Source organism: Streptomyces sp. NPDC030799, from assembly GCF_055572255.1.
This window is the reverse complement of the sequence record NZ_JBVIDS010000001.1, coordinates 425669-444883: the sequence shown is the minus strand read 5'-3', so window position 1 is coordinate 444883 and position 19215 is coordinate 425669. Positions and strand designations below refer to the sequence as shown.

Here is a 19215-nt window from a genome sequence, read left to right as displayed (position 1 = left end):
ATTTCCGATGGCTCTGCTCACCATGCTTGGACGACCGGCGCGTCGGGTTCGTACTGCCGCCAGGCGGCATTGAGGCGCCCGAGCCGGTCCGCGGCGGCGATGCCGCGCAGGGACGCGATCCTCCCGTCGCTGATGTCGAACGCCACGGCGCCCACGACCCGGTCCTCGACCACGGCGACGACGGCCGGGGATCCGTTGACCAGCGCGACGTGGAGCGCGGGGGAGCCACCGGCCAACCGACGCTTCGCCGCGGTGGGTTTGAAGCCGGCCCGCACGGAGGCGGCGATGCGCTCGCGTGTCGTGTACCGCAGCAGCCGCCTGGCCAGTCCGGCGCCGTCCGAGACCGCGGTGGCGTCGGCGGTGAGCATCGCCACCAGCCGTTCGGTGCGCCCCGACGTGGCGGCGACGAGGAACTCCTCGACGATCCGGCGCGCGGTCGCAGGGTCCGCCTCGCCGCCGCCGCGGCGCTCGGCGGCGACCCGGCGTCGGGCCCGGTGGACATGCTGCTGGCTCGCGGACTCGGTGATGTCGAGGATCCCCGCGATCTCGGCGTGGCTGTACGAGAAGGCCTCGCGCAGGATGTAAGCGGCCCGTTCGACCGGCGAGAGGCGCTCCATCAGGGTCAGCACGGCCAAGGACACCGATTCGCGCTGCTCGAAGGTATCGGCGGGGCCGAGCATCGGGTCCCCTTCGAGGAGCGGCTCGGGCAGCCAGGCACCGGCCGCCCGCTCGTGGCGCGCCTGCGCCGAGCGGAGCCGGTCGAGGCAGAGATTGGTGGCGACCTTGGTCAGCCACGCCTCCGGCACCCCGATACGTTCCCGGTCCGCGTCCTGCCAGCGCAGGAACGTGTCCTGCACGGCGTCCTCGGCGTCGGCGGCCGAGCCGAGCAGACGGTATGCGAGCGAGGCCAGCCGGTCCCGGCTGGCCTCGAACCGATCGATGGCTGCACTGTCCATGCGGGGCAGCCTAGGCGGCGGCCCTCACACCGGTCCGGTCGGGCGCGGTGGCCAGGCGGCGCCTGCGCGCCGGCATGCCGAAGGTCGGGTGGGCGACGCTCCACCCGGCCCCCTTGAGCACGCCCGACTTGAGCCACGCGGCGGTCCGGCCACCCAGGTACCAGGACTTCGACCGGACGTTGCCGTCCACCATCTGGAAGATCGCGTCCCGCCGCCCGAGGCTGATGTGGTTGCCGTAGTACTTCAGCCCGGTGGTCGGGACCTCACTGCCCGTCAGGCGCGCGATGATCGCGGCGGTCGCCTGCATGCCGGTGTACCCGGCCGAGGCGCAGGACATCGGCAGCGGCCGGCCGTTCTCGCCGATCGCGTAGGCGCAGTCACCGACGGCGTAGACGTCCGGGTGCGAGACCGAGCGCATGCTGCGGTCGACGACGATCTGGCCGGTCTCGGCGACCTCCAGGCCGCTGGCGGCCGCGATGGGGTGCACGGCGAACCCGGCCGACCACACGGTCACGTCGGCCGGGATGGACGTACCGTCGGCGGCGATCGCCCGTGTCGGCTCGACGGCTTCGATGCCGGTGTGTTCGTGGACGGTGACGCCGAGCCGGTCGAAGACCTGGCGCAGGTGACGGCGTGCCCTCGGGGAGAGCCAGGCGCCCGGCTCACCCCGGGCGGCGAGCGCGACCGAGAGGTCGGGCCGGGACTCGGCGAACTCGGTGGCGGTCTCGATGCCCGTCAGCCCCTCACCGACGATCAGCACGGTGCCGCCCTCGCCCAGGCCGGCCAGGCGTTCGCGCAGACGCAGCGCCGAGGACCGGCCGGTCACGTCGAAGGCGTACTCGGCCACGCCGCGCTCACCGTGGTGGGCCACGGAGCTGCCGAGCGCGTACAGCAGCGTGTCGTACGCGAGTTCGCCGTCGCCGTCCTCGCCGGTGACGGCGACGGTCCTGCGCTCGGGATCGACGCCGGTGACGCGCGCCAGACACAGCCGCACCCCGGTGCCCGCGAAGACGTCGGCGAGCTTGCGGAACGCGAGATCCTGGCCGATCGCGAGCTGGTGGAGCCGCATCCGCTCGACGAAGTCGGGTACGGCGTTGACGACGGTGATCTCGGTGTCGGCCCGGGAGAGCCGGCGGGCCAGGCTGCCGGCGGCGAAGGCCCCGGCGTATCCGGCGCCGAGTACCACGATGCGGTGCGTCATGGCGTTGCTCCTGTCTCGTTCACGTGCCCCTTGAACGAGATGGCGCCGCGATTGCTGACAGGAACCAGGTGTGACCCGGGTCACTGAATCAGGACACGATTCCGCCGGGGACCGCTGCTCGGCGGCCGGCTCAGCGCCGGGACAGCCAGTCTCCGTCCTCGATCGGCTTGCCCTCGGTCCGCAGCCGGGCGGCGACACGCGGGGCGGCCAGATAGACCCAGGCCTCGGCGGCGGTGCCGTCGATGGTGCGCCGGACCTCGCGGGCGACGCGTTCGTAGAGGTTGCGCGGGCCGCCCGGCACGTACTCCTCCAGGCGGTCCAGGGCAGCGAGGAGTTCGGTGTACGACTCCGGCCGGGCGGTGACCAGTTCGCCCCGCACCTCGGCGCCCGGCCGCTCGACGGCGTAGGGGTAGCCGGGGCCGTCGTAGAGCGCCGCGCCGGGCAGCCGGGCCGGTTCCTCCGACGCGGTGCGGCCCCGCAGGAACAGCTCGTGGTTGGCCTGGCCGGGGCGGAGGGTGCCGTAGACGAAGAACGGCAGGGGGGTTCCGGACCGCTCGGGTTCCTCAGTGATCACGGAAACGATTCTGTACCCCCTTCGGCTCCTCACACATCTCCATGAAGGGGCTATGGACATGACATGTCAGCGGCCCTTAAATCTCTGTGGACATCAGCGCCACCCCCACGCCCCGATCGGCGCCTCCCCGAGGAGACAGATGAGCCGGATACGCCAGCACGTCCGAGGAACCCGTCGTCTCACCACCACCGCCGGCGTCGCCGTCACCACCGCGACCCTGCTGACCGTCGCCCTCTCCCCCGCCGCCCACGCCGACCCGAGACCGAGCCGGGCCACCGCGATCCAGAACGCGGCGTCGGCGCTCCTGGCCCACGCCACGAGCCTGGGCCTGACCTCCGCCGAGCACACCAGCGTCCGCGACGTGATCGTGGACAAGGACGGCACCCAGCACGTCCGCTACGACCGCACGTACCACGGACTGCCCGTACTGGGCGGCGACTTCGTGGTCCACCTGGCCCGGGACGGCGCCTACCGCAGCGCGAACCGGGCGACCCGCAGCCCGATATCCCTCCGCTCGATCCTGCCGGAGGTCTCCGCCCCCAAGGCCGCCGACCTCGCCGTGAACGCCCTGCGCGCCGCCCACCTCGGCAACGCGCTGAAGCAGGTGAAGGCCAAGCCCGAGCTGATCGTCGACGCCCTGCACGGCACCCCGAGGCTCGCCTGGCGCACCAACGCGGCCGGTCTGGACTCGCTCGGCAACCCGGTCGCCCGGACCGTGCTGACCGACGCCCGCACCGGCGCCCAGATCGACGCCTGGGACAGCATCGAGACCGCCGCCGGCGACGGCAAGTCGCTCTACAGCGGGACGGTGCCGCTGGAGACGACCCAGTCGGGATCGTCGTACCAGCTCAAGGACCCGACCCGCGGCAACACCTTCACCGGTGACGCGGAGGGCAAGACCGACCTGTGCTTCTTCGGCATCTGCTTCAGCCGGGCGCCCGCGACGCTGTTCACGGACTCCGACAACCACTGGGGCAGCGGCACCACCTCCGACCGGGCCTCGGCCGCCGTCGACGCCCAGTACGGCACCAACGAGACCTGGGACTACTACAAGAACGTCCAGGGCCGCAACGGCATCGGCGGCGACGGCAAGGGCTCGTACAACCGCGTCCACTACGGCAGCAACTACAACAACGCCTTCTGGGACGACAGTTGCTTCTGCATGACGTACGGCGACGGTGACGGGACCACCTTCGGGCCGTTGGTGGCCCTCGACGTCGCCGGGCACGAGATGACCCACGGGGTCACCTCCAAGACCGCCGCGCTGACCTACTCGGGCGAGTCCGGCGGGCTCAACGAGGCCACCTCGGACATCCTCGGCACGATGGTCGAGTGGTACGCGAACAACCCCTCCGACGCCGGTGACTACCTCATCGGCGAGAAGATCGTGAAGCCCGGCTTCGGCCAGCCCGCCCTGCGCTTCATGGACAAGCCGTCCAAGGACGGCAACTCGGCGGACTACTGGAGTTCGTCGGTGGGGAACCTGGACGTCCACTACTCGTCGGGCGTCGCCAACCACTTCGCGTACCTCCTCGCGGAGGGCAGCGGGCCCAAGACGATCAACGGCGTCAGCTACAACTCACCGACGTACAACGGCTCCACGGTCACCGGCATCGGCCGGGACAAGGTCGGCAAGATCTGGTACCGGGCGCTGACGGTCTACATGACCTCCTCCACGAACTACAAGGGGGCCCGTACGGCGACCCTGAACGCCGCCAAGGACCTGTACGGCGCGGGCAGCACGGAGTACAACGCGGTGGCGGCGGCCTGGAGTGCCGTCAACGTGAACTGAGCGCGTGGGATCCGCGTGAACCCCGAGAGGGCCGGTGCCTGGGCTGGCACCGGCCCTCTCGTCCATTCGTGTTCTCTTCGCACCGGCCTCTCGCGCCGGTCCGCGCAGCCCCTGTGACCTGCCCGGACTTCATGCGGGCTAGGCCGTGTGGGGGCCGGGGACGACACCCGTTCACCGCATTTCTGACGGGCCCTCAGGGAGCGGAACTCCGGGACTGCGACTTACCTCGGTAACGAACGGACCGAGACCCGAAGCCCCGGGGAGCACCATGCGCCGCACCGCCCGTCTGCTGACCGGTACCGCGCTCGTCGTGGCGGCCGCCGCACCCGCCCACGCCGCCGGCGCCGGCAGCCTGGACGTGTACCCCTCCACCGTGACTCCCGGCGGCCAGGTCACGGTGAACACCGCCGCGTGCGGGGACAAGGGCTCGGCGACCGGGGACGCGGGCGCGGTCGGAGCCGGGACCTTCACACTGGCGCCCAGCTCGCACGAGGGCGAGGCGATCGGCCAGTTCCAGGTTCCGCCGAGCGCGCAGCCGGGGACGTACGAGATCGTCGCCACCTGCGCGGAGGGCGGCCGGCAGGTGAGGGGCGATCTGGTGGTCGCGTTGAGCGCGGTGCACGAGCAGCTGCAGCCGCGGGGAAGCGTGAAGACGGGGGTCGGCGGCGCACTCGGCCCCGGCCCCGTGCAGACCACGGCGGGTGTGGCGGCACTGGCCGTCGCCGCCGCGGGCGGTACCTGGCTCCTGCATCGCCGGGCGAGAGGCGACGGGATCTGACGGACACCCTCCGCTGTCCGTCGGCCGGTACCGCATGTCCCGCCCCCTCCGGGTCCGATGCCCCTCGCGGCCCGGAGGGGAACGGGTCTCCGGGGTCCGCTCCGCGATTCAGGAGGTGCCCTCCGCAATTCAGGGGTCCCGTCCGGAGCTCGGGGGCCGCTCCGGAAGTCAGGGGTCCGCTCGGGGACTCAGGGGTCCGCCCCCGGACTCAGGAGGCCGCCCCCGGACTCAGGGGTCCGCTCCGGAAATCAAGGGTCCGCCTCCCGGACTCAGGAGGCCGCCCCCGGATCAGGTGTCCGCTCCGGTATTCGGGGGTCCGCCCCGGGAGAGGGGTTCGTATGCGCAGGAGCGCCAGGCGCGGCCGGGTCGGTGACACCGCGATAGCCGCGCTCACCGTCGTGGCCCTCGGCTGCGGGGTGTGGCTGCTCGGCGGTGCCGGGACGGACACGCCACCGCAGCCGGCCGCCGCCGAGGGCCGCCCGGATCCCGGCGAGGAGCGCCTCACGGCCCCCGCGCTCGCGCCGTCCCCGCCCCTGCGCATCCGCATCCCCTCGATCCGGGTGAACGCCCCGCTGATGGGCCTGTCCCTCACCCCGTCCGGCAGCCTGGACGTGCCGCCCGCCAAGAACAAGAACCTGGCCGGCTGGTACGAGTCCGGCACCATGCCCGGCGAGACGGGCACCGCGATCGTCGCCGGGCACGTCGACAACACCGAGGGCCCCGCCGTCTTCTACGACCTGGGCGCGCTCAAGCGGGGCGCCCGCATCGAGGTGGACCGCCGGGACGGCACCGTGGCCGTGTTCAGCGTGGACGCGGTGGAGGTGTACGCGGCCCGCGACTTCCCCGACGACAAGGTGTACGGCGCGGCTCCCCGCCCCGAGCTCCGCGTCATCACCTGCGGCGGGGGCTATTCGAAGGCCACGGGCTATCAGGGCAACGTCGTGGTGTTCGCGCATCTGACGGGCAGCCGGTGACGGCTCAGTGCGGCGCCGGCTCCCCGCCCAGCACGTGCGCCGTCCCCCACGCCCCCAGCGGCCTCAGCGCCTCGTTCAGCAGGGTGCCCCGGTCGGTCAGCGTGTACAGGACGCGGGGCGGCACCTCGTCGTACTCCTCGCGGTGCACCACGCCGTCCGCCTCCAGCTCACGCAGCTGCGCGGCGAGCACCTTCTCCGTCACGCCGGGCAGCGCTCTGCGCAGCTCACCGAACCGGTGCGGGCGTTCGTTCAGCGCCCACAGGATCAGCACCTTCCACTTGCCGCCGATGACGTCCATCGCCGCGTCGATTCCGCAGACGTACGCCCCGGGCCTTCGTCCGACCGGCATGCCCTCCCCCTTCGCGGCCTGCACCCTTTCCTCGGGGTAACCACCCACTCCGAAGTAGGTACTTACGCGGGGCGGCTCCCGCGAGCGAGCCTAGCCGCCATGACCGACATCTCACCCCTGACCCTGCTCGGCACCGGCGCGATGGGCACCGCGCTCGGACGGGCCTGGCTCGCCGCCGGGCACCCGCTGACCGTCTGGAACCGCACCCCCGAACGCACCGCCGTCCTCACCGCCGAGGGTGCGGTGGCCGCCGGGAGCGCGGCGGAGGCAGTGGCCGCGAACCGGCTCACCGTCGTCTGCCTGCTGGACGACGCCTCCGTGGGCAGCGCCCTGGCGGACACCGACCTGACCGGCCGGGACCTGGTGAACCTCACCACCGGCACCCCCGCCGACGCCCGGGCCCGGGCCGCCTGGGCCGAGGAGCGCGGGGCGCGTCTCCTGGACGGCGGGATCATGGCCGTACCCCCGATGATCGGCACGCCCGGCGCATACGTCTTCTACAGCGGCCACCGGGAGCTGTTCGAGGAGCACCGGGACACCCTCGCCGTGCCGGCCGGCACCCGGTACGTCGGCGCCGACCCCGGGCTCGCCGCGCTGCACGACGTGGCGCTGCTGAGCGCCATGTACGGCATGTTCGCGGGTATCACGCACGCCTTCGCGCTGGTGCGGGGCGAGGACGTGGCGCTCGGGGAGTTCGCCGAGGTGCTCGTGCCGTGGCTGGACGCGATGGCCGGCATGGCCCACCGGACGGCCGAACGGCTGGAGAGCGGCGACCGCACCGGCGGAGTCGTGTCCAGCCTGGCCATGCAGGTCGCGGGGGCCGGGACCCTGCTGCGCACGGCCGAGGAGCAGGGAGTGAGCGCCGAGCTGCTCACCCCGTTCCTGGACCTGATGGCCCGGCGCCTGGCGGACGGACACGGTGAGGAGGACACGGTGGGCCTGGTGGACCTGCTGCGCCGCCGAGTGCCCCGAAGGGACGCGAAGGAGCCGCGGGCCGCAGCCGAACGACGGACCGACCTCACACGCCCCCGCCACGGCAGCTGAGGGCAGCGTTCCTCACGGGAAACAGATGTGATGCGGCCGGGTAACGTCGGGACCGCACGCTCAAGGGCATGACCTCGAATACGCGTGTGGTGGTGATCGGCGCCGGCCTCGCGGGCGTGCGGCTCGCCCGGCGGCTCGGTGAGCTGGGCACGCCCGCGCTGCTCGTCGGCGAGGAGGAGCACCCTCCGTACAACCGGGTGCTGCTCGCGGAGGTGCTGGCCGGCCGCTACGCCCCGGAGGTGATCGGCCTGCCGGTGCCGGCGGGGCTGCTGCGGGCCCGGGTCACCGGTATCGACCGGGGCGCCCGGACCGTCGAGTGCGCCGACGGCTCCTCGATCGCATACGACACGCTGGTCCTCGCCACCGGCTCCAACCCCGTACTTCCGCCCCTGCGCGGTCTGTTCACGCCCGGCCACCAGCTCCCCGAGGGCGTCCACGCGTTCCGCACGCTGGACGACTGCCTGGGGCTGGCCAAGGCGGTCCGGCCGGGCGTGCGCGCGGTCGTCATCGGCGGCGGGCTGCTCGGCGTCTCCGCCACCCGCGCGCTCGCCGTGCGCGGCGCACAGGTGGTCCTCGCCCAGCAGGCCGAGCGGCTCATGGAACGCCAGCTGGACCCGGACGCCTCGCGGCTGGTGCTGCGGCACCTCACGGACCTGGGTGTCGAGGTGCACACCGAGTGCCGGGTGCGGGACGTGCGCTGCGTCGGCGGTGCGGTCCGCTCCGTGGAGATGGCCGACGGGTACGCGCTCGACGCCGACCTCGTGGTCCTCGCCTGCGGGGTACGGCCGCGCACCGGACTCGCCGAGCAGGCGGGTCTCGCCGTCCACAAGGGCATCCTCGTCGACGACGCGCTGCGCACCTCCGACCCGCACATCCACGCCGTCGGCGACTGCGTCCAGCACGACGGCACGGTCTACGGCCTGGCCGTCCCGGCCCTGGAACAGGCCGACGCGCTCGCCGAACTGCTCGCCGGGGACGCGAACGCGCGCTACCGCGGCACCCGTTCCCTGACCCGGCTGACCCTCACCGGCCCGGGCTCCCCCTTCGACCTGGCCGCGTTCGGCGAGACCGAGGCGCGCCCCGGCGACGACGTCATACGGCTCGCCGACGCCACCCGCGGCACCTACCGCAAGGTCGTCGTCCGCGACGACCGCCTGGTCGGCGGGGTCCTCGTCGGCGAACTCGGCACCGTCGGCGCGCTCGCCCGCGCCTGGGAGGGAGCAGAGCCGCTCCCCGACGACGGCCCCCTGCTCCACCTGCTCACCAACGACGGAGGCTCCTGATGTCCACGGACACCCGCACGGACACCCCCACGATCGTGCTCGTCGGCCATGGCATGGTCGGCCAGCGCTTCCTCGAAGCGCTCGCCGAGCGCGGCCTGACCGCCACGCACCGCGTGGTCGTGCTGTGCGAGGAGCCGCGTCCGGCGTACGACCGCGTCGCCCTCACCTCGTACTTCTCGGGCAGGACACCCGAGGACCTCTCCATGACCGACATGGAGTTCATCCACACGCACGGCATCGAGCTGTACGTCGGCGACCCGGCGGAGACCGTCGACCGCGAGGCGAGGACGGTCACGGCCAGGTCCGGCCGGGTCTTCGCGTACGACACCCTGGTCCTGGCCACCGGCTCGTACCCGTTCGTACCGCCGGTCCCGAACAAGGACGCCGAGGGCTGTTTCGTCTACCGCACGATCGAGGACCTGCTCGCCATCGAGGAGTACGCGAAGACGCGGGCGACGACCGGCGCCGTGGTCGGCGGCGGCCTGCTCGGCCTGGAGGCCGCCGGTGCCCTGAAGGGGCTCGGACTGACCGCGCACATCGTGGAGTTCGCGCCGCGCCTGATGCCGGTGCAGGTCGACGAGGGCGGTGGCGCGGCGCTGCTGCGGACGATCGAGGGCATGGGCCTGAGCGTGCACACGGGCGTGGGCACGAAGGAGATCGTCACGGACGCTTCCGGCGCGGTCACCGGCATGAAGCTGTCCGACGGCTCCGAACTGGCCACCGACATGGTGGTGTTCAGCGCCGGTGTACGGCCCCGCGACCAGCTCGCCCGGGACTGCGGCCTCGCCGTCGGCGAGCGCGGCGGCATCACCGTGGACGAGCAGTGCCGTACGGTCACCGACCCGCACGTGTTCGCGATCGGCGAGTGCGCGCTGGCGGCGGACGGCCGGGTGTACGGCCTGGTGGCGCCCGGGTACGAGCAGGCGGAGACGGCCGCGGCGACGATCGCCTCCGACGAGGCCGCTTTCACCGGCGCCGACCTGTCCACCAAGCTGAAGCTGCTCGGCGTGGACGTGGCGTCCTTCGGTGACGCGCACGGCACCACCGAGGACTGCCTGGACGTCGTCTACTCCGACTCCCGCGCCGGGCTGTACAAGAAGCTGGTCATCGGCGCGGACGGCACGCTGCTCGGCGGCATCCTGGTCGGTGACGCCGACGCGTACGGGACCCTGCGCGCGCTGACCGGCTCGGTGCCCCCGATCTCCCCCGAGTCGCTCGTCCTGCCCGCCGGAGCCGACTCGGGGGCCCAGCTCGGCCCGTCCGCCCTCCCGGACGAGGCGATCATCTGTTCCTGCCACAACGTCAGCAAGGGCACCATCCGCGGGGCGGTGACGGAGCACAAGTGCACCACCGTGCCCGAGGTGAAGAAGTGCACCAAGGCCGGTACCGGCTGCGGCTCCTGTGTGAAGGTGCTGGGCCAGCTGGTCGACGCCGAGCTGGAGGCGTCCGGCATCGAGGTGGACAAGGGCCTGTGCGGCTGCTTCGCCCAGACCCGCGAGGAGCTGTACGAGATCGTCCTCGCCCTGCGCATCACGTCGTACCGGGAGCTGCTGGACCGCCATGGCCGTGAGGGTGCCCGGGGCGGCGACGGCTGCGAGATCTGCAAGCCGGCCGTCGGCTCGATCATCGCCTCCCTCGCCCCGGCGATCGGCGCGAGCGGCTATGTCCTCGACGGCGAGCAGGCCGCCCTGCAGGACACCAACGACCACTTCCTGGCCAACCTGCAGAAGAACGGCTCGTACTCGGTCGTGCCGCGCATCCCCGGCGGTGAGATCGCGCCCGAGAAGCTGATCGTGATCGGCGAGATCGCCCGGGACTTCGGCCTCTACACGAAGATCACCGGCGGCCAGCGGATCGACATGTTCGGCGCGCGGGTCGAGCAACTGCCGCTGATCTGGGCGCGGCTGGTGGACGCCGGCTTCGAGTCGGGGCACGCCTACGGCAAGGCGCTGCGCACGGTGAAGTCCTGTGTGGGCTCCACCTGGTGCCGCTACGGCGTCCAGGACTCCGTCAGGATGGCGATCGACCTGGAGCTGCGCTACCGGGGCCTGAGGTCGCCGCACAAGCTCAAGTCCGCCGTCTCCGGATGCGCCCGCGAGTGCGCCGAGGCCCAGTCGAAGGACTTCGGGGTCATCGCCACCTCCAACGGCTGGAACCTGTACGTCGGCGGCAACGGCGGCGCCACCCCGCGCCACGCGGACCTGCTCGCGCAGGACCTGTCCGACGCCGAACTCGTCCGCCTCATCGACCGGTTCCTGATGTTCTACATCCGCACCGCCGACCGGCTGGAGCGCACGAGCACCTGGCTGGAGCGGATCCCCGGCGGCCTGGACCACGTACGGGACGTGGTGGTGCACGACTCGCTCGGCATCTGCGACGAGCTGGAGCAGCTGATGCGGGCGCACGTCGCCCACTACCGCGACGAGTGGGCGGAGACCATCAACGACCCTGAGAAGCTCGCCCGGTTCGTGTCCTTCGTGAACGCCCCGGACACCCCGGACCCGGTCGTCGCCTTCGTCCCCGAGCGCGACCAGATCAAGCCCGACCTGCCGCTGCTGTCCATCGGCCTGCGGCCCGCCGACGACGTCCTGGAAGGAAGCGCCCAGCGATGACCCTGGCTCTTGAGACCACCGACCTGAAGGTCCAGCTCCGGCTTGCCGACGGCTGGTTCACGGCCTGCGACCTGAGCGCGCTCAGCCCCGGCCGCGGGGTGGCCGCGCTGCTGCCGGACGGCCGCCAGGTGGCCCTCTTCCGCGACCGCACCGACCGGCTGTACGCCGTCGACAACCGCGACCCCTTCACCGGTGCGGCCGTCCTCTCCCGCGGCCTGACCGGCACCCACTCCGGCCGCCCGTTCGTGGCCTCGCCCCTGCTGAAGCAGCGCTTCGACCTGATCAGCGGGCAGTGCCTGGACGACGAGGCCGTGCAGGTGGCGGCCTACGAGGTACGGGCGCTGTAGCTGCGGCAGCTCGGCCTCCTGCCCGGACGGCCCGGCGGTCCGGGGGCGTGGCGGAGTCGCCCGGAGGACGCCGGTCACCCTGGCCTGCCTGCTGGTGACCGGCGCCGAGACGACGCTCTCTGCCGCGCCTGCCCCGACGCCGAGGGGGGCGAGCCGACGACGAGAACGCCGTCGGCCGGCAGGCTTCGTACCGCTCGCGGTGCTGCGCACCCCGCAGTTCCGGACGGCCGCCCTGATGACCGTGCTGCTGTCCACGTCGTACTTCACGCTGCTGTTCGCCGTGCCGCGGCTCATCGAGCAGCGCGCCGGCCGGCCGGGGCGGTGGCGTCATGACCGGGCGCGGGCGGCCCGCGGCGGAGCTGGCCGAGGAGGAGTGGCGGACGATGCTCGACATCAACGTCACCGGCATGCTGCTCGCCCTCCAGGCGGCCGTGTCGGTGCTCAGCCGCAGCGCCGCCCTGGACCACATCGCCGACGGTGTGCGCATCAACGCCGTCAGCCCCGGCCCCACCGCCTCGGACATGTCCTTCAAGCCCGGCGAGACGGAGGCCGACCGGGCCGCCCGGATGCGCGCCGAGGTGCCGCTCGGCCGGGTCTCCACCGTCGAGGAGGTCGCCGCCGCCGTGCTCTGTCTGGCCTCTGACGACGCGGCTTCGGTCGTCGGCACCGACCTGGTGGTGGACGGCGGCTCGACGGCCTGACCCGGTTCAGTCGATCCCCGACCGCTCCACCCCCGCCACGATCCACCGCTGGAAGCACAGGAACACCAGCAGCAGCGGCAGGATCGACACGACGGCCGCGACGAACAGCTCGTGCAGCCGGATCACCTGGGACGTCGTGAACGACGACAATGCCACCTGGACCGTCCAGGCGTTCCGGTCCTGCCCGATCACCAGCGGCCACAGGAAGGAGTTCCACGCGCCGAGGAAGACGATCGTGCCCACCGCCGCGAACACCGGCCGCGCGTTCGGCACGACCACCAGCCAGTACGTGCGCCAGTACCCGAGCCCGTCGACCTGCGCCGCGTCCTCCAGCTCCCGTGGGAAACCGAGGAAGTACTGCCGGAAGACGAAGCAGGCGAACGCCGGGAACAGCGTCGGGATGATCAGTCCGCGCAGGGTGGAGATCCAGCCCAGCGACGACACCAGCACAAAGCTCGGTACGAAGGTGACGGCGGCCGGGACCAGCAGGGTGCCGAGGATGCCGTAGAAGACCTTGTTCGCGTGCCGGTAGGGGATGCGGGCGAGGCCGTAGCCCGCGAGGGACGCGAGGAACAGGGTGCCCAGCGTCGTCGCGACGGCGATCAGCGCGGAGTTGAGCAGGGAGCGGGCGAAGGGGACGGACGGGTCGGCGAACAGCTCCCGGACGTTCCCCCACCTCAACTCGGCCGGGACGAAGGTCCATTCGGGCGAGGTGATGTCCTGCTCGCTCGACAGGCCGTTGCGCAGCAGCAGATAGAACGGGATCAGAAAGACGAGCGCGAGCGCGACGAGCAGCACCAGCCTGAGCGCCCGCCCGGCCCGCACCAGGGCGTCATCCATCGGCGTCCGTCCTTCCCAGTTTCAGCCACCGCGCCTGCCCCACGGTGACGACGGCGACGACCAGCGCGAGGATCACCGCGCCCGCGCTGCCGAGCCCGAGGTTCTGCCCCTGTCCGAGGGCGGTGTAGTAGAGGTAGACGAGCGGCGGCCGGGCGTACGGCGGATACCCCCTCGCATCGGACAGCAGGTTGTAGAACTCGTCGAAGGCCTGGAAGGCGTTGATGACGAGCAGCAGCACCACCGCGACCGAAGTGGCCCGCAGCTGGGGCAGGGTGATGTGCCGCAGCACGGTCCACCCCGGCCGGGCCCCGTCCACGGCGGCCGCTTCGTACAGCACCGGATCGATCCGCTGCAGCCCGGCCAGGAAGAGAATCATGTAGAACCCGGCCTGCAGCCACAGCCGTACGGACACGACGACCAGCCAGTACCAGGGCGGATCGGTGGTCGACAGCCAGGCGACGGGATCACCGCCGAACCGTCCCAGCACGGTGTTGGCCAGCCCGAACCGCACCCCGTTGAAGATCGACATCTTCCACACCAGCGCGGCGACGACGTAACTGCACGCGGCCGGAAGGAAGAACACCGACCGGAAGAACGCACGAGCGCGCTTCAGCCGGTTCACCATCAGGGCGAGGGAGAGCGCGCACACGTAGGTGACCGGCACGATGAAGGCGGTGAAGACCAGGAAGGTCTTCAGACTGCCGACGAACGCGTCGTCGCGCAGCATCGCCGTGTAGTTGTCCAGCCCGGTGAAGTGCGTCGGCGTGACCGTGTTGTGGGCATCGAAGAAGCTCAGGCCCACGCTCCACAGCAGTGGCACGTACGTGAACAGCGCGAGCCCGAGCGCGAACGGCCCCACGAACACCCAGAACCAGAGTGCTCTGCGGCGCCTCACGACGTCTGCTTCGCCTTCTTCCCGTTCTTCACACGGGCGAGTTCGCCGGTCACCTTCCGTACGACCGCCCGCAGTTCACTCGCCGGATCGGCCCCGCTCGTGATGATCCGGCTGAGCGCGTCCTGGTAGGCGGTCTGCGAAGCGGGCGTCCACAGCAGGGGCTGGGCGTAGCCGTGGTCGGTGGTGAAGCGGACGGCGTCGGCGGCGGCGCCCGACCGCAGCTTGGCCGCCTTCCTGGCGAGGGAGATCCGTGCCGGGATGTGAAAGCCGTAGGACAGCGCGAAGTCCTCCTGGAGGTCGGTGCGTTCGACCCACAGCCACTTCACGAACTCCTTGGCGGCCTCCGGGTGCCTGCCGCGCGCACTGACGGCGGCGCCGTAGGCTCCGACGGGTACGGCGGGCTTCCCGTGGCTGCCGTCCGCGGGGAACGGCAGGATGCCGAAGTCGTCCCCCAGCTCCTTCTGCACCTGCGGCAGCGCCCACAGCCCGGACCACTGCATCGCGGTCAGCCCCTGGATGAAGGCGGAGGGGTCGGACCAGTCGGCGGGCGCGCCGAGGAGGAGGGACTTGTCGGCGTACAGCCGGTGCAGCTTGCCGAGGGTGCGGGCGGCGGCGGGGTCGTCGAAGCCGGGCCTGCCGTCCTCGGTGACGAGCTGGAGCCCGGCGGCGTACAGGGGTGTGCCGCCGAGCACACCGGCTCCCCCGTCGTTGCCCAGGAACAGCCCCTTGACCTTGCTGCCGGTGAGTCTGCGGGCGGCGTCCACGAGGGCGTCGAGCGTGGCGGGCGGCTCGACCCCGGCGTCCTTCAGCAGGCTCTTGCGGTAATAGAGCATCTGCATGTCGATGACCTGCGGAATGCCCCAGACCCTCCCCTCGTGGGTCTTCGGTGTGAGCACGGCCGGATTGAAGTCGCCCTTCACGCCCTCGATCAGGTCGGTGAGGTCGACGACCTGGCCGCCCTGGATCTGGTCGAGCGTGGGTCCGTTCACCTCGAAGACGTCCGGTCCGGAGTCGGTGAGCAGGGCGGCGGCGGTCTGCTGGTCGTAGTTCCCGGGCCGCCACTGCACCTTGATCCGTGCCTTCTTGTAGGCGGCGGCGTACCGCTCGACGGCCTGCTCGGTGCCGGCCTCGCCGTACTGGTGGTACCACTGCGACAGCTCCGTCCCGTCGGCGCCTTTGCCCTCACGCCCGGTGTGGGAGCCGCAGCCGGCGAGTAATCCGGCGCCTGCCGCCCCGGCTCCCGCGGCCAGCAGTGCTCTGCGGCTGATCGTCATCGTCGGTGCCCCCTGACGTCGGTCGTCCTCGCCATCGATGCACGGCCCAACGATCAACCATGCGCGCCGATTACGAAAGAGGGGTTGCGGCCGTGTGTCAGGGAACGCGGGGATGGGATACCCGGCCGGGAGCGGAACGGAACACCCGGGCGGCGATGCACAACTTTTCCGAGCCGGAGTGCATCCAACACAGTGAGCTTCATCCACCCGATTCGCCCGATGGAGGCGGACACGACATGTTTGCATCTGCGCGAGGCACGGCCGGCGCGCTGGCCGCTGCCGTCCTGGGACTGACGGCCGCGGGAGCCGCGTGGAGCGCGACCCCGCCGGCGCACGCGGCGGCGCCCCGGGCCTCCACCGCCGTCCGGACCTGCACCACGAGCGATCTCTACCTCTCCATGGGCCACAAGGAGGGCGCGGCGGGGTCTCTGTACTGGTCGATCCGGTTCACCAACACCAGTACGACCGGCTGCTCCCTGCGCGGCTATCCGGGCGTCAGCGTCCTGGACACCGCGCATCACCAGATCGGCCCGGCCGCCACCCACAGCGGCAGCCCCTACGGCACCGTCACGCTGGCCCCCGCCCAGTCCGCCGCGGCGATCGCGCGCACCACCAACGGCCCGGTGGGCGGACCCTGCCTGCGCACCGGCACCTACCTGCGGATCTACCCGCCGGCCTCGCACACGGCGGTCCTGGTCCCGGCCCCCTGGAAGACCTGCTCCGGCGTCTTCCAGGTCGGCCCGGTGAACACGCAGGGCAACTTCTGAGCGAGGAGGTTCAGCAGCCCAAGGGGCGGCCGACCGGGACCGGGGGCCGCCCCTCGCGCTTCCCGGCGGTGCGGATCAGTTGCCCGGACCGGTGCGGTTCTCCAGACGTGAGCCACGCCGGCGGGTGATCGACATCAGATCGCTCGGGGCGTCCAGTTCGAGGCGGTGCCAGCGGCCACGGGGCACGATCACGGCCGTACCCGACCCCAGCCGCACCATCTCCTCGGCGCCGCCCTCCACGGCGGGACGGAGATACAGGCGCACGCCGCCGGACAGGCAGCACACGGCTTCCTCCGCGTCGGGATGCACCTCCCAGTGATCGGCGTGCACATCGGCGTCGGTCTCCACATGGAAGGCCGCGACCTGCCAGTCACCGGGGCCGCCGTCCGTCATCCGCCGGGCGCCGGAACGGACCTCGCCGTCGGGCCGGAAGTCCAGCATCGAGGAGAAGAGGTCGACGGGGGAGATCGTCATGAGGGTGTTCCTTCCATGTGTGTACGCGGACTGGGACCGGCACTCGGCGTCGTACCGGTGCCCCTGCCGGTGCTCGCACTCGTGCCGGGACTCCGGCTCGGGCGGCGGGGCAGCACGCAGATCGCCACGGCCGCCGCGAGCAGGAAGAGAACGGCGGTGACGGCCAGGCCGAAGGCGTAGCCGTCGTTGAGCGCGCCGGGACCGGTGGCCGTGCCCGTGCGGTGTGCGGCGACCGTGGCCAGGACGGCCAGGCCGATGCAACCACCGAGCTGGCGTGCGCTGTTGAACAGTCCGGAGGCCATTCCGGCCTCGCCGGACCGGACGCCGGTCGTCGCCGCGGCGGCCGCCGGCGCGAACAGCAGGCCGATGCCGACGCTGGTGAGCAGGGACGGCCCGAGCACGTCGGTGAGAAAGCCGCCGTGCGGGCTGATCAAGGAGTACCAGGCCATGCCTGCTGCGGCGAGCAGCGCGCCCGGCACCAGCGCGGTACGGGGCGAGCGGGTCGCGGCGATGCGGGTCGCGGCGACGGTGGCCGCCACCGAGCCCGCGCAGAACGGCAGGAACGCGGCACCGGTCGCGGCCGCGCCGAGGCCCAGGACCTGCTGGAGGTACAGGGAGACGAAGTAGAAGGCGGTGAACTGCCCGGCCGCGGCGAGGAACACCAGCAGATTGGCACCGACGACCCAGCGGCTGCGCAGCAGCCCGAGCCGCAACAGCGGGGCCGCCGCCCGGGATTCGACGAAGACGAACGCGGCCAGCAGGACGGCGGCGGCGCCGAGAGTCGCCGACGTCCGGGCCGACGACCACCCTTGGACATCGGTCCGTACGACACCGAACACCAGCAGCCCGATACCGCCGGTCGCGAGCAGCGCACCCAGCAGATCCGGCCGCTCGTGCCGCACCGGTCCCGGCTCGGTCGGTACGGCCACGTGGACCAGCGCGAGCGCCGTCGCCACGATGGGCAGATTGATCAGCATCACCCAGCGCCAGCCCGCGTACTCGGTGAGCACCCCGCCCGCGAGCACACCGAGCGCGCCGCCCACGGCGTTCATCCCGCTCCACACACCGAGGGCGCGGACGCGTCGGGGGCCGTCCGTGAAGGTGGTGGTCAGCAGGGCCAGCGCGGCGGGCGCGGTGGCGGCGGCCCCCACGCCCTGCCCCGCGCGGGCGGCGACCAACTGCCAGGGCTCCTGGGCGAGTCCGCCGGCGAGCGAGCAGACACCGAAGCCGACCAGCCCCGCCACGAACAGCCGGCGCGGGCCGTACAGATCACAGGCCCGGCCGCCGAGCAGCAGAAACCCACCGAAGGTGAGCGCGTACACATGCACGACCCAGGACAGATCGAGCGGGGCGAAGCCGAGGGAGGACCGGATGGCGGGGAGCGCGACATTGACCACGGCCATGTCGAGAGCGACGACGAACTGGGCCACGGCGGCGGCGGCGAGTACGGCCGCGGGACTGCCTCGTAAGTTTCTATACATGTAAGAAAACTAGCGCGGTCAGGTCCTCGTTGTCGATCCCGCGGGGATGACGAGGGCATGATGGAGGCCATGCCGCAATCGCCTGCACCCCGCAAGACCACCGGCCGACCTGCCCGTATCTCCCGTGCGGAGATCATCCGGACGGCGCTCCGCATCGTGACGGAGGACGGCGTGGACCGGCTGACCATGCGCAGGCTCGCCTCCGAGATCGGCAGCACGCCCATGGCGCTCTACCACCACGTCCGCGACAAGGAGGAGCTGCTCCTCCTGCTCCTGGACGACTACGCCGCACAGCACCTGCGCCGACCGCCCGCTCCCCCCACCGACCCGCGCGAACGCGTCATCGCCGCCGCGACCGCGATCCACGAGGTGCTGGCCGCCTGCCCCTGGGTCGTGGAGGTGCTGACGGCGGACGACCTGATGTCGACGTCCGCGCTGTGGTTCGTGGAGCAGATCGTGGACGGCCTGACGGACTGCGGACTGCCCCTGGAGCAGGCCGTGCACGGCTACCGGACGATCTGGTACTACACCGCCGGGGAGATCGTGGTCCGCGCGGCGGCGGCCCGCCGGCGCGCGACCGACGACCGTCCCACCTACCGCGAGCGCGTCTTCGCCGGCCTCGACCCGGCCGAACTCCCCCGCCTCGCCGAGGTCGCCGGCCGCTGGGCCCCGCTCACCGCCGAGGACACGTACGCCCCCGGCCTCCGCGCCCTGCTGAACGGCCTCCTGTCGGAAAGGGGTTAGGGCGGCGGCCTGCACAAGCGGAAGGACTCGTCCGGGTAGTGCGGATGATCTTTCACTGAGTACTGTGAACCACCGGACGGCGGGCAGCTGTCCGGACGCCGCCCTCATGACTCCGCGCGTGACCGCCGG

General features: G+C 72.1%; 18 protein-coding genes and 1 pseudogene. 10 read left to right on the top strand and 9 right to left on the bottom strand.

Features of this window, described 5'->3' with window-relative positions:
- Window positions 1–17: 17 nt before the first annotated feature.
- From ACZ41I_RS01920 to ACZ41I_RS01910, 3 genes are all read right to left on the bottom strand, one after another.
- Window positions 18–956: a sigma-70 family RNA polymerase sigma factor gene (locus ACZ41I_RS01920; RefSeq protein WP_363215691.1), complete on the bottom strand. Its 939-nt coding sequence runs from the start codon at window positions 954–956 to the stop codon at window positions 18–20.
- Window positions 957–966: 10 nt separating this feature from the next.
- Window positions 967–2157, bottom strand: a complete 1191-nt coding sequence (locus tag ACZ41I_RS01915; protein ID WP_399771857.1) for an NAD(P)/FAD-dependent oxidoreductase — start codon at window positions 2155–2157, stop codon at window positions 967–969.
- 130 nt (window positions 2158–2287) lie between these two features.
- On the bottom strand, window positions 2288–2731 hold the full coding sequence (locus ACZ41I_RS01910; RefSeq protein WP_363215689.1) for a gamma-glutamylcyclotransferase family protein: 444 nt from the start codon (window positions 2729–2731) through the stop codon (window positions 2288–2290).
- A gap of 139 nt (window positions 2732–2870) precedes the next feature.
- Here ACZ41I_RS01910 and ACZ41I_RS01905 point away from each other — a divergent pair, with 139 nt between their 5' ends.
- From ACZ41I_RS01905 to ACZ41I_RS01895, 3 genes are all read left to right on the top strand, one after another.
- Window positions 2871–4523 (top strand): M4 family metallopeptidase, encoded by a 1653-nt coding sequence (locus ACZ41I_RS01905; protein ID WP_468512933.1) that lies wholly within the window; start codon window positions 2871–2873, stop codon window positions 4521–4523.
- A 268-nt stretch (window positions 4524–4791) separates the two neighbouring features.
- Window positions 4792–5301, top strand: coding sequence for a hypothetical protein (locus ACZ41I_RS01900; RefSeq protein WP_363215687.1), 510 nt, complete (start codon window positions 4792–4794; stop codon window positions 5299–5301).
- A gap of 338 nt (window positions 5302–5639) precedes the next feature.
- Complete coding sequence (locus ACZ41I_RS01895) at window positions 5640–6275, top strand: class F sortase (protein ID WP_399771866.1); 636 nt, start codon at window positions 5640–5642, stop codon at window positions 6273–6275.
- 4 nt (window positions 6276–6279) lie between these two features.
- Here ACZ41I_RS01895 and ACZ41I_RS01890 read toward each other — a convergent pair whose 3' ends face one another.
- The gene (locus tag ACZ41I_RS01890) at window positions 6280–6624 is read right to left on the bottom strand and encodes a winged helix-turn-helix transcriptional regulator (RefSeq protein WP_468512932.1); all 345 of its coding nucleotides are present in this window, start codon (window positions 6622–6624) and stop codon (window positions 6280–6282) included.
- Window positions 6625–6723: 99 nt separating this feature from the next.
- Here ACZ41I_RS01890 and ACZ41I_RS01885 point away from each other — a divergent pair, with 99 nt between their 5' ends.
- From ACZ41I_RS01885 to ACZ41I_RS01865, 5 genes and pseudogenes are all read left to right on the top strand, one after another.
- Window positions 6724–7668, top strand: coding sequence for an NAD(P)-dependent oxidoreductase (locus ACZ41I_RS01885; protein WP_468512931.1), 945 nt, complete (start codon window positions 6724–6726; stop codon window positions 7666–7668).
- Between the two features lie 68 nt (window positions 7669–7736).
- On the top strand, window positions 7737–8951 hold the full coding sequence (locus tag ACZ41I_RS01880; protein ID WP_468512930.1) for an NAD(P)/FAD-dependent oxidoreductase: 1215 nt from the start codon (window positions 7737–7739) through the stop codon (window positions 8949–8951).
- Complete coding sequence (gene nirB / locus ACZ41I_RS01875; RefSeq protein ID WP_468512929.1) at window positions 8951–11563, top strand: nitrite reductase large subunit NirB; 2613 nt, start codon at window positions 8951–8953, stop codon at window positions 11561–11563. The genes ACZ41I_RS01880 and nirB overlap by 1 nt, the downstream gene beginning before the upstream one ends.
- Entirely contained in the window at window positions 11560–11910 is a 351-nt protein-coding gene (gene nirD, locus ACZ41I_RS01870) for a nitrite reductase small subunit NirD (protein ID WP_363215681.1), read from the top strand. The genes nirB and nirD overlap by 4 nt, the downstream gene beginning before the upstream one ends.
- A gap of 308 nt (window positions 11911–12218) precedes the next feature.
- Window positions 12219–12611: pseudogene (locus tag ACZ41I_RS01865) on the top strand (SDR family NAD(P)-dependent oxidoreductase); the annotation flags it as partial.
- 6 nt (window positions 12612–12617) lie between these two features.
- Here the strand turns inward: ACZ41I_RS01865 and ACZ41I_RS01860 are convergent.
- Genes ACZ41I_RS01860 through ACZ41I_RS01850 form a run of 3 tightly spaced genes read right to left on the bottom strand, consistent with a single transcriptional unit; the run spans window position 12618 to window position 15620 of the window.
- Window positions 12618–13451, bottom strand: coding sequence for a carbohydrate ABC transporter permease (locus tag ACZ41I_RS01860; protein WP_399771882.1), 834 nt, complete (start codon window positions 13449–13451; stop codon window positions 12618–12620).
- Complete coding sequence (locus tag ACZ41I_RS01855; RefSeq protein ID WP_468512928.1) at window positions 13444–14346, bottom strand: carbohydrate ABC transporter permease; 903 nt, start codon at window positions 14344–14346, stop codon at window positions 13444–13446. Before ACZ41I_RS01855 ends, ACZ41I_RS01860 begins: the two co-directional genes overlap by 8 nt.
- Window positions 14343–15620: an ABC transporter substrate-binding protein gene (locus ACZ41I_RS01850; protein ID WP_399771887.1), complete on the bottom strand. Its 1278-nt coding sequence runs from the start codon at window positions 15618–15620 to the stop codon at window positions 14343–14345. Before ACZ41I_RS01850 ends, ACZ41I_RS01855 begins: the two co-directional genes overlap by 4 nt.
- A gap of 236 nt (window positions 15621–15856) precedes the next feature.
- Here ACZ41I_RS01850 and ACZ41I_RS01845 point away from each other — a divergent pair, with 236 nt between their 5' ends.
- Complete coding sequence (locus ACZ41I_RS01845; protein WP_399771890.1) at window positions 15857–16387, top strand: DUF4232 domain-containing protein; 531 nt, start codon at window positions 15857–15859, stop codon at window positions 16385–16387.
- A 75-nt stretch (window positions 16388–16462) separates the two neighbouring features.
- On the opposite strand, the gene ACZ41I_RS01840 is transcribed toward ACZ41I_RS01845, so the two are convergent.
- Window positions 16463–16861 carry a cupin domain-containing protein gene (locus tag ACZ41I_RS01840; protein WP_399771892.1) on the bottom strand — a complete coding sequence of 133 codons (399 nt, stop codon included), beginning with the start codon at window positions 16859–16861 and terminating at the stop codon, window positions 16463–16465.
- Complete coding sequence (locus ACZ41I_RS01835; protein ID WP_468512927.1) at window positions 16858–18342, bottom strand: MFS transporter; 1485 nt, start codon at window positions 18340–18342, stop codon at window positions 16858–16860. The genes ACZ41I_RS01840 and ACZ41I_RS01835 overlap by 4 nt, the downstream gene beginning before the upstream one ends.
- A gap of 69 nt (window positions 18343–18411) precedes the next feature.
- Between ACZ41I_RS01835 and ACZ41I_RS01830 the strand changes: the two genes are divergently transcribed.
- The gene (locus tag ACZ41I_RS01830; protein WP_363215919.1) at window positions 18412–19086 is read left to right on the top strand and encodes a TetR/AcrR family transcriptional regulator; all 675 of its coding nucleotides are present in this window, start codon (window positions 18412–18414) and stop codon (window positions 19084–19086) included.
- Window positions 19087–19215: the final 129 nt, after the last annotated feature.

Coding starts and splice junctions, on each gene's coding strand:
- nirD (WP_363215681.1), top strand. CDS start 11,560: ATGACCCTGGCTCTTGAGACCACCGACCTGAAGGTCCAGCTCCGGCTT.
- nirB (WP_468512929.1), top strand. CDS start 8,951: ATGTCCACGGACACCCGCACGGACACCCCCACGATCGTGCTCGTCGGC.
- ACZ41I_RS01830 (WP_363215919.1), top strand. CDS start 18,412: ATGCCGCAATCGCCTGCACCCCGCAAGACCACCGGCCGACCTGCCCGT.
- ACZ41I_RS01895 (WP_399771866.1), top strand. CDS start 5,640: ATGCGCAGGAGCGCCAGGCGCGGCCGGGTCGGTGACACCGCGATAGCC.
- ACZ41I_RS01880 (WP_468512930.1), top strand. CDS start 7,737: ATGACCTCGAATACGCGTGTGGTGGTGATCGGCGCCGGCCTCGCGGGC.
- ACZ41I_RS01920 (WP_363215691.1), bottom strand. CDS start 956: ATGGACAGTGCAGCCATCGATCGGTTCGAGGCCAGCCGGGACCGGCTG.
- ACZ41I_RS01915 (WP_399771857.1), bottom strand. CDS start 2,157: ATGACGCACCGCATCGTGGTACTCGGCGCCGGATACGCCGGGGCCTTC.
- ACZ41I_RS01860 (WP_399771882.1), bottom strand. CDS start 13,451: ATGGATGACGCCCTGGTGCGGGCCGGGCGGGCGCTCAGGCTGGTGCTG.
- ACZ41I_RS01890 (WP_468512932.1), bottom strand. CDS start 6,624: ATGCCGGTCGGACGAAGGCCCGGGGCGTACGTCTGCGGAATCGACGCG.
- ACZ41I_RS01905 (WP_468512933.1), top strand. CDS start 2,871: ATGAGCCGGATACGCCAGCACGTCCGAGGAACCCGTCGTCTCACCACC.
- ACZ41I_RS01885 (WP_468512931.1), top strand. CDS start 6,724: ATGACCGACATCTCACCCCTGACCCTGCTCGGCACCGGCGCGATGGGC.
- ACZ41I_RS01850 (WP_399771887.1), bottom strand. CDS start 15,620: ATGACGATCAGCCGCAGAGCACTGCTGGCCGCGGGAGCCGGGGCGGCA.
- ACZ41I_RS01835 (WP_468512927.1), bottom strand. CDS start 18,342: ATGTATAGAAACTTACGAGGCAGTCCCGCGGCCGTACTCGCCGCCGCC.
- ACZ41I_RS01840 (WP_399771892.1), bottom strand. CDS start 16,861: ATGACGATCTCCCCCGTCGACCTCTTCTCCTCGATGCTGGACTTCCGG.
- ACZ41I_RS01900 (WP_363215687.1), top strand. CDS start 4,792: ATGCGCCGCACCGCCCGTCTGCTGACCGGTACCGCGCTCGTCGTGGCG.
- ACZ41I_RS01845 (WP_399771890.1), top strand. CDS start 15,857: ATGTTTGCATCTGCGCGAGGCACGGCCGGCGCGCTGGCCGCTGCCGTC.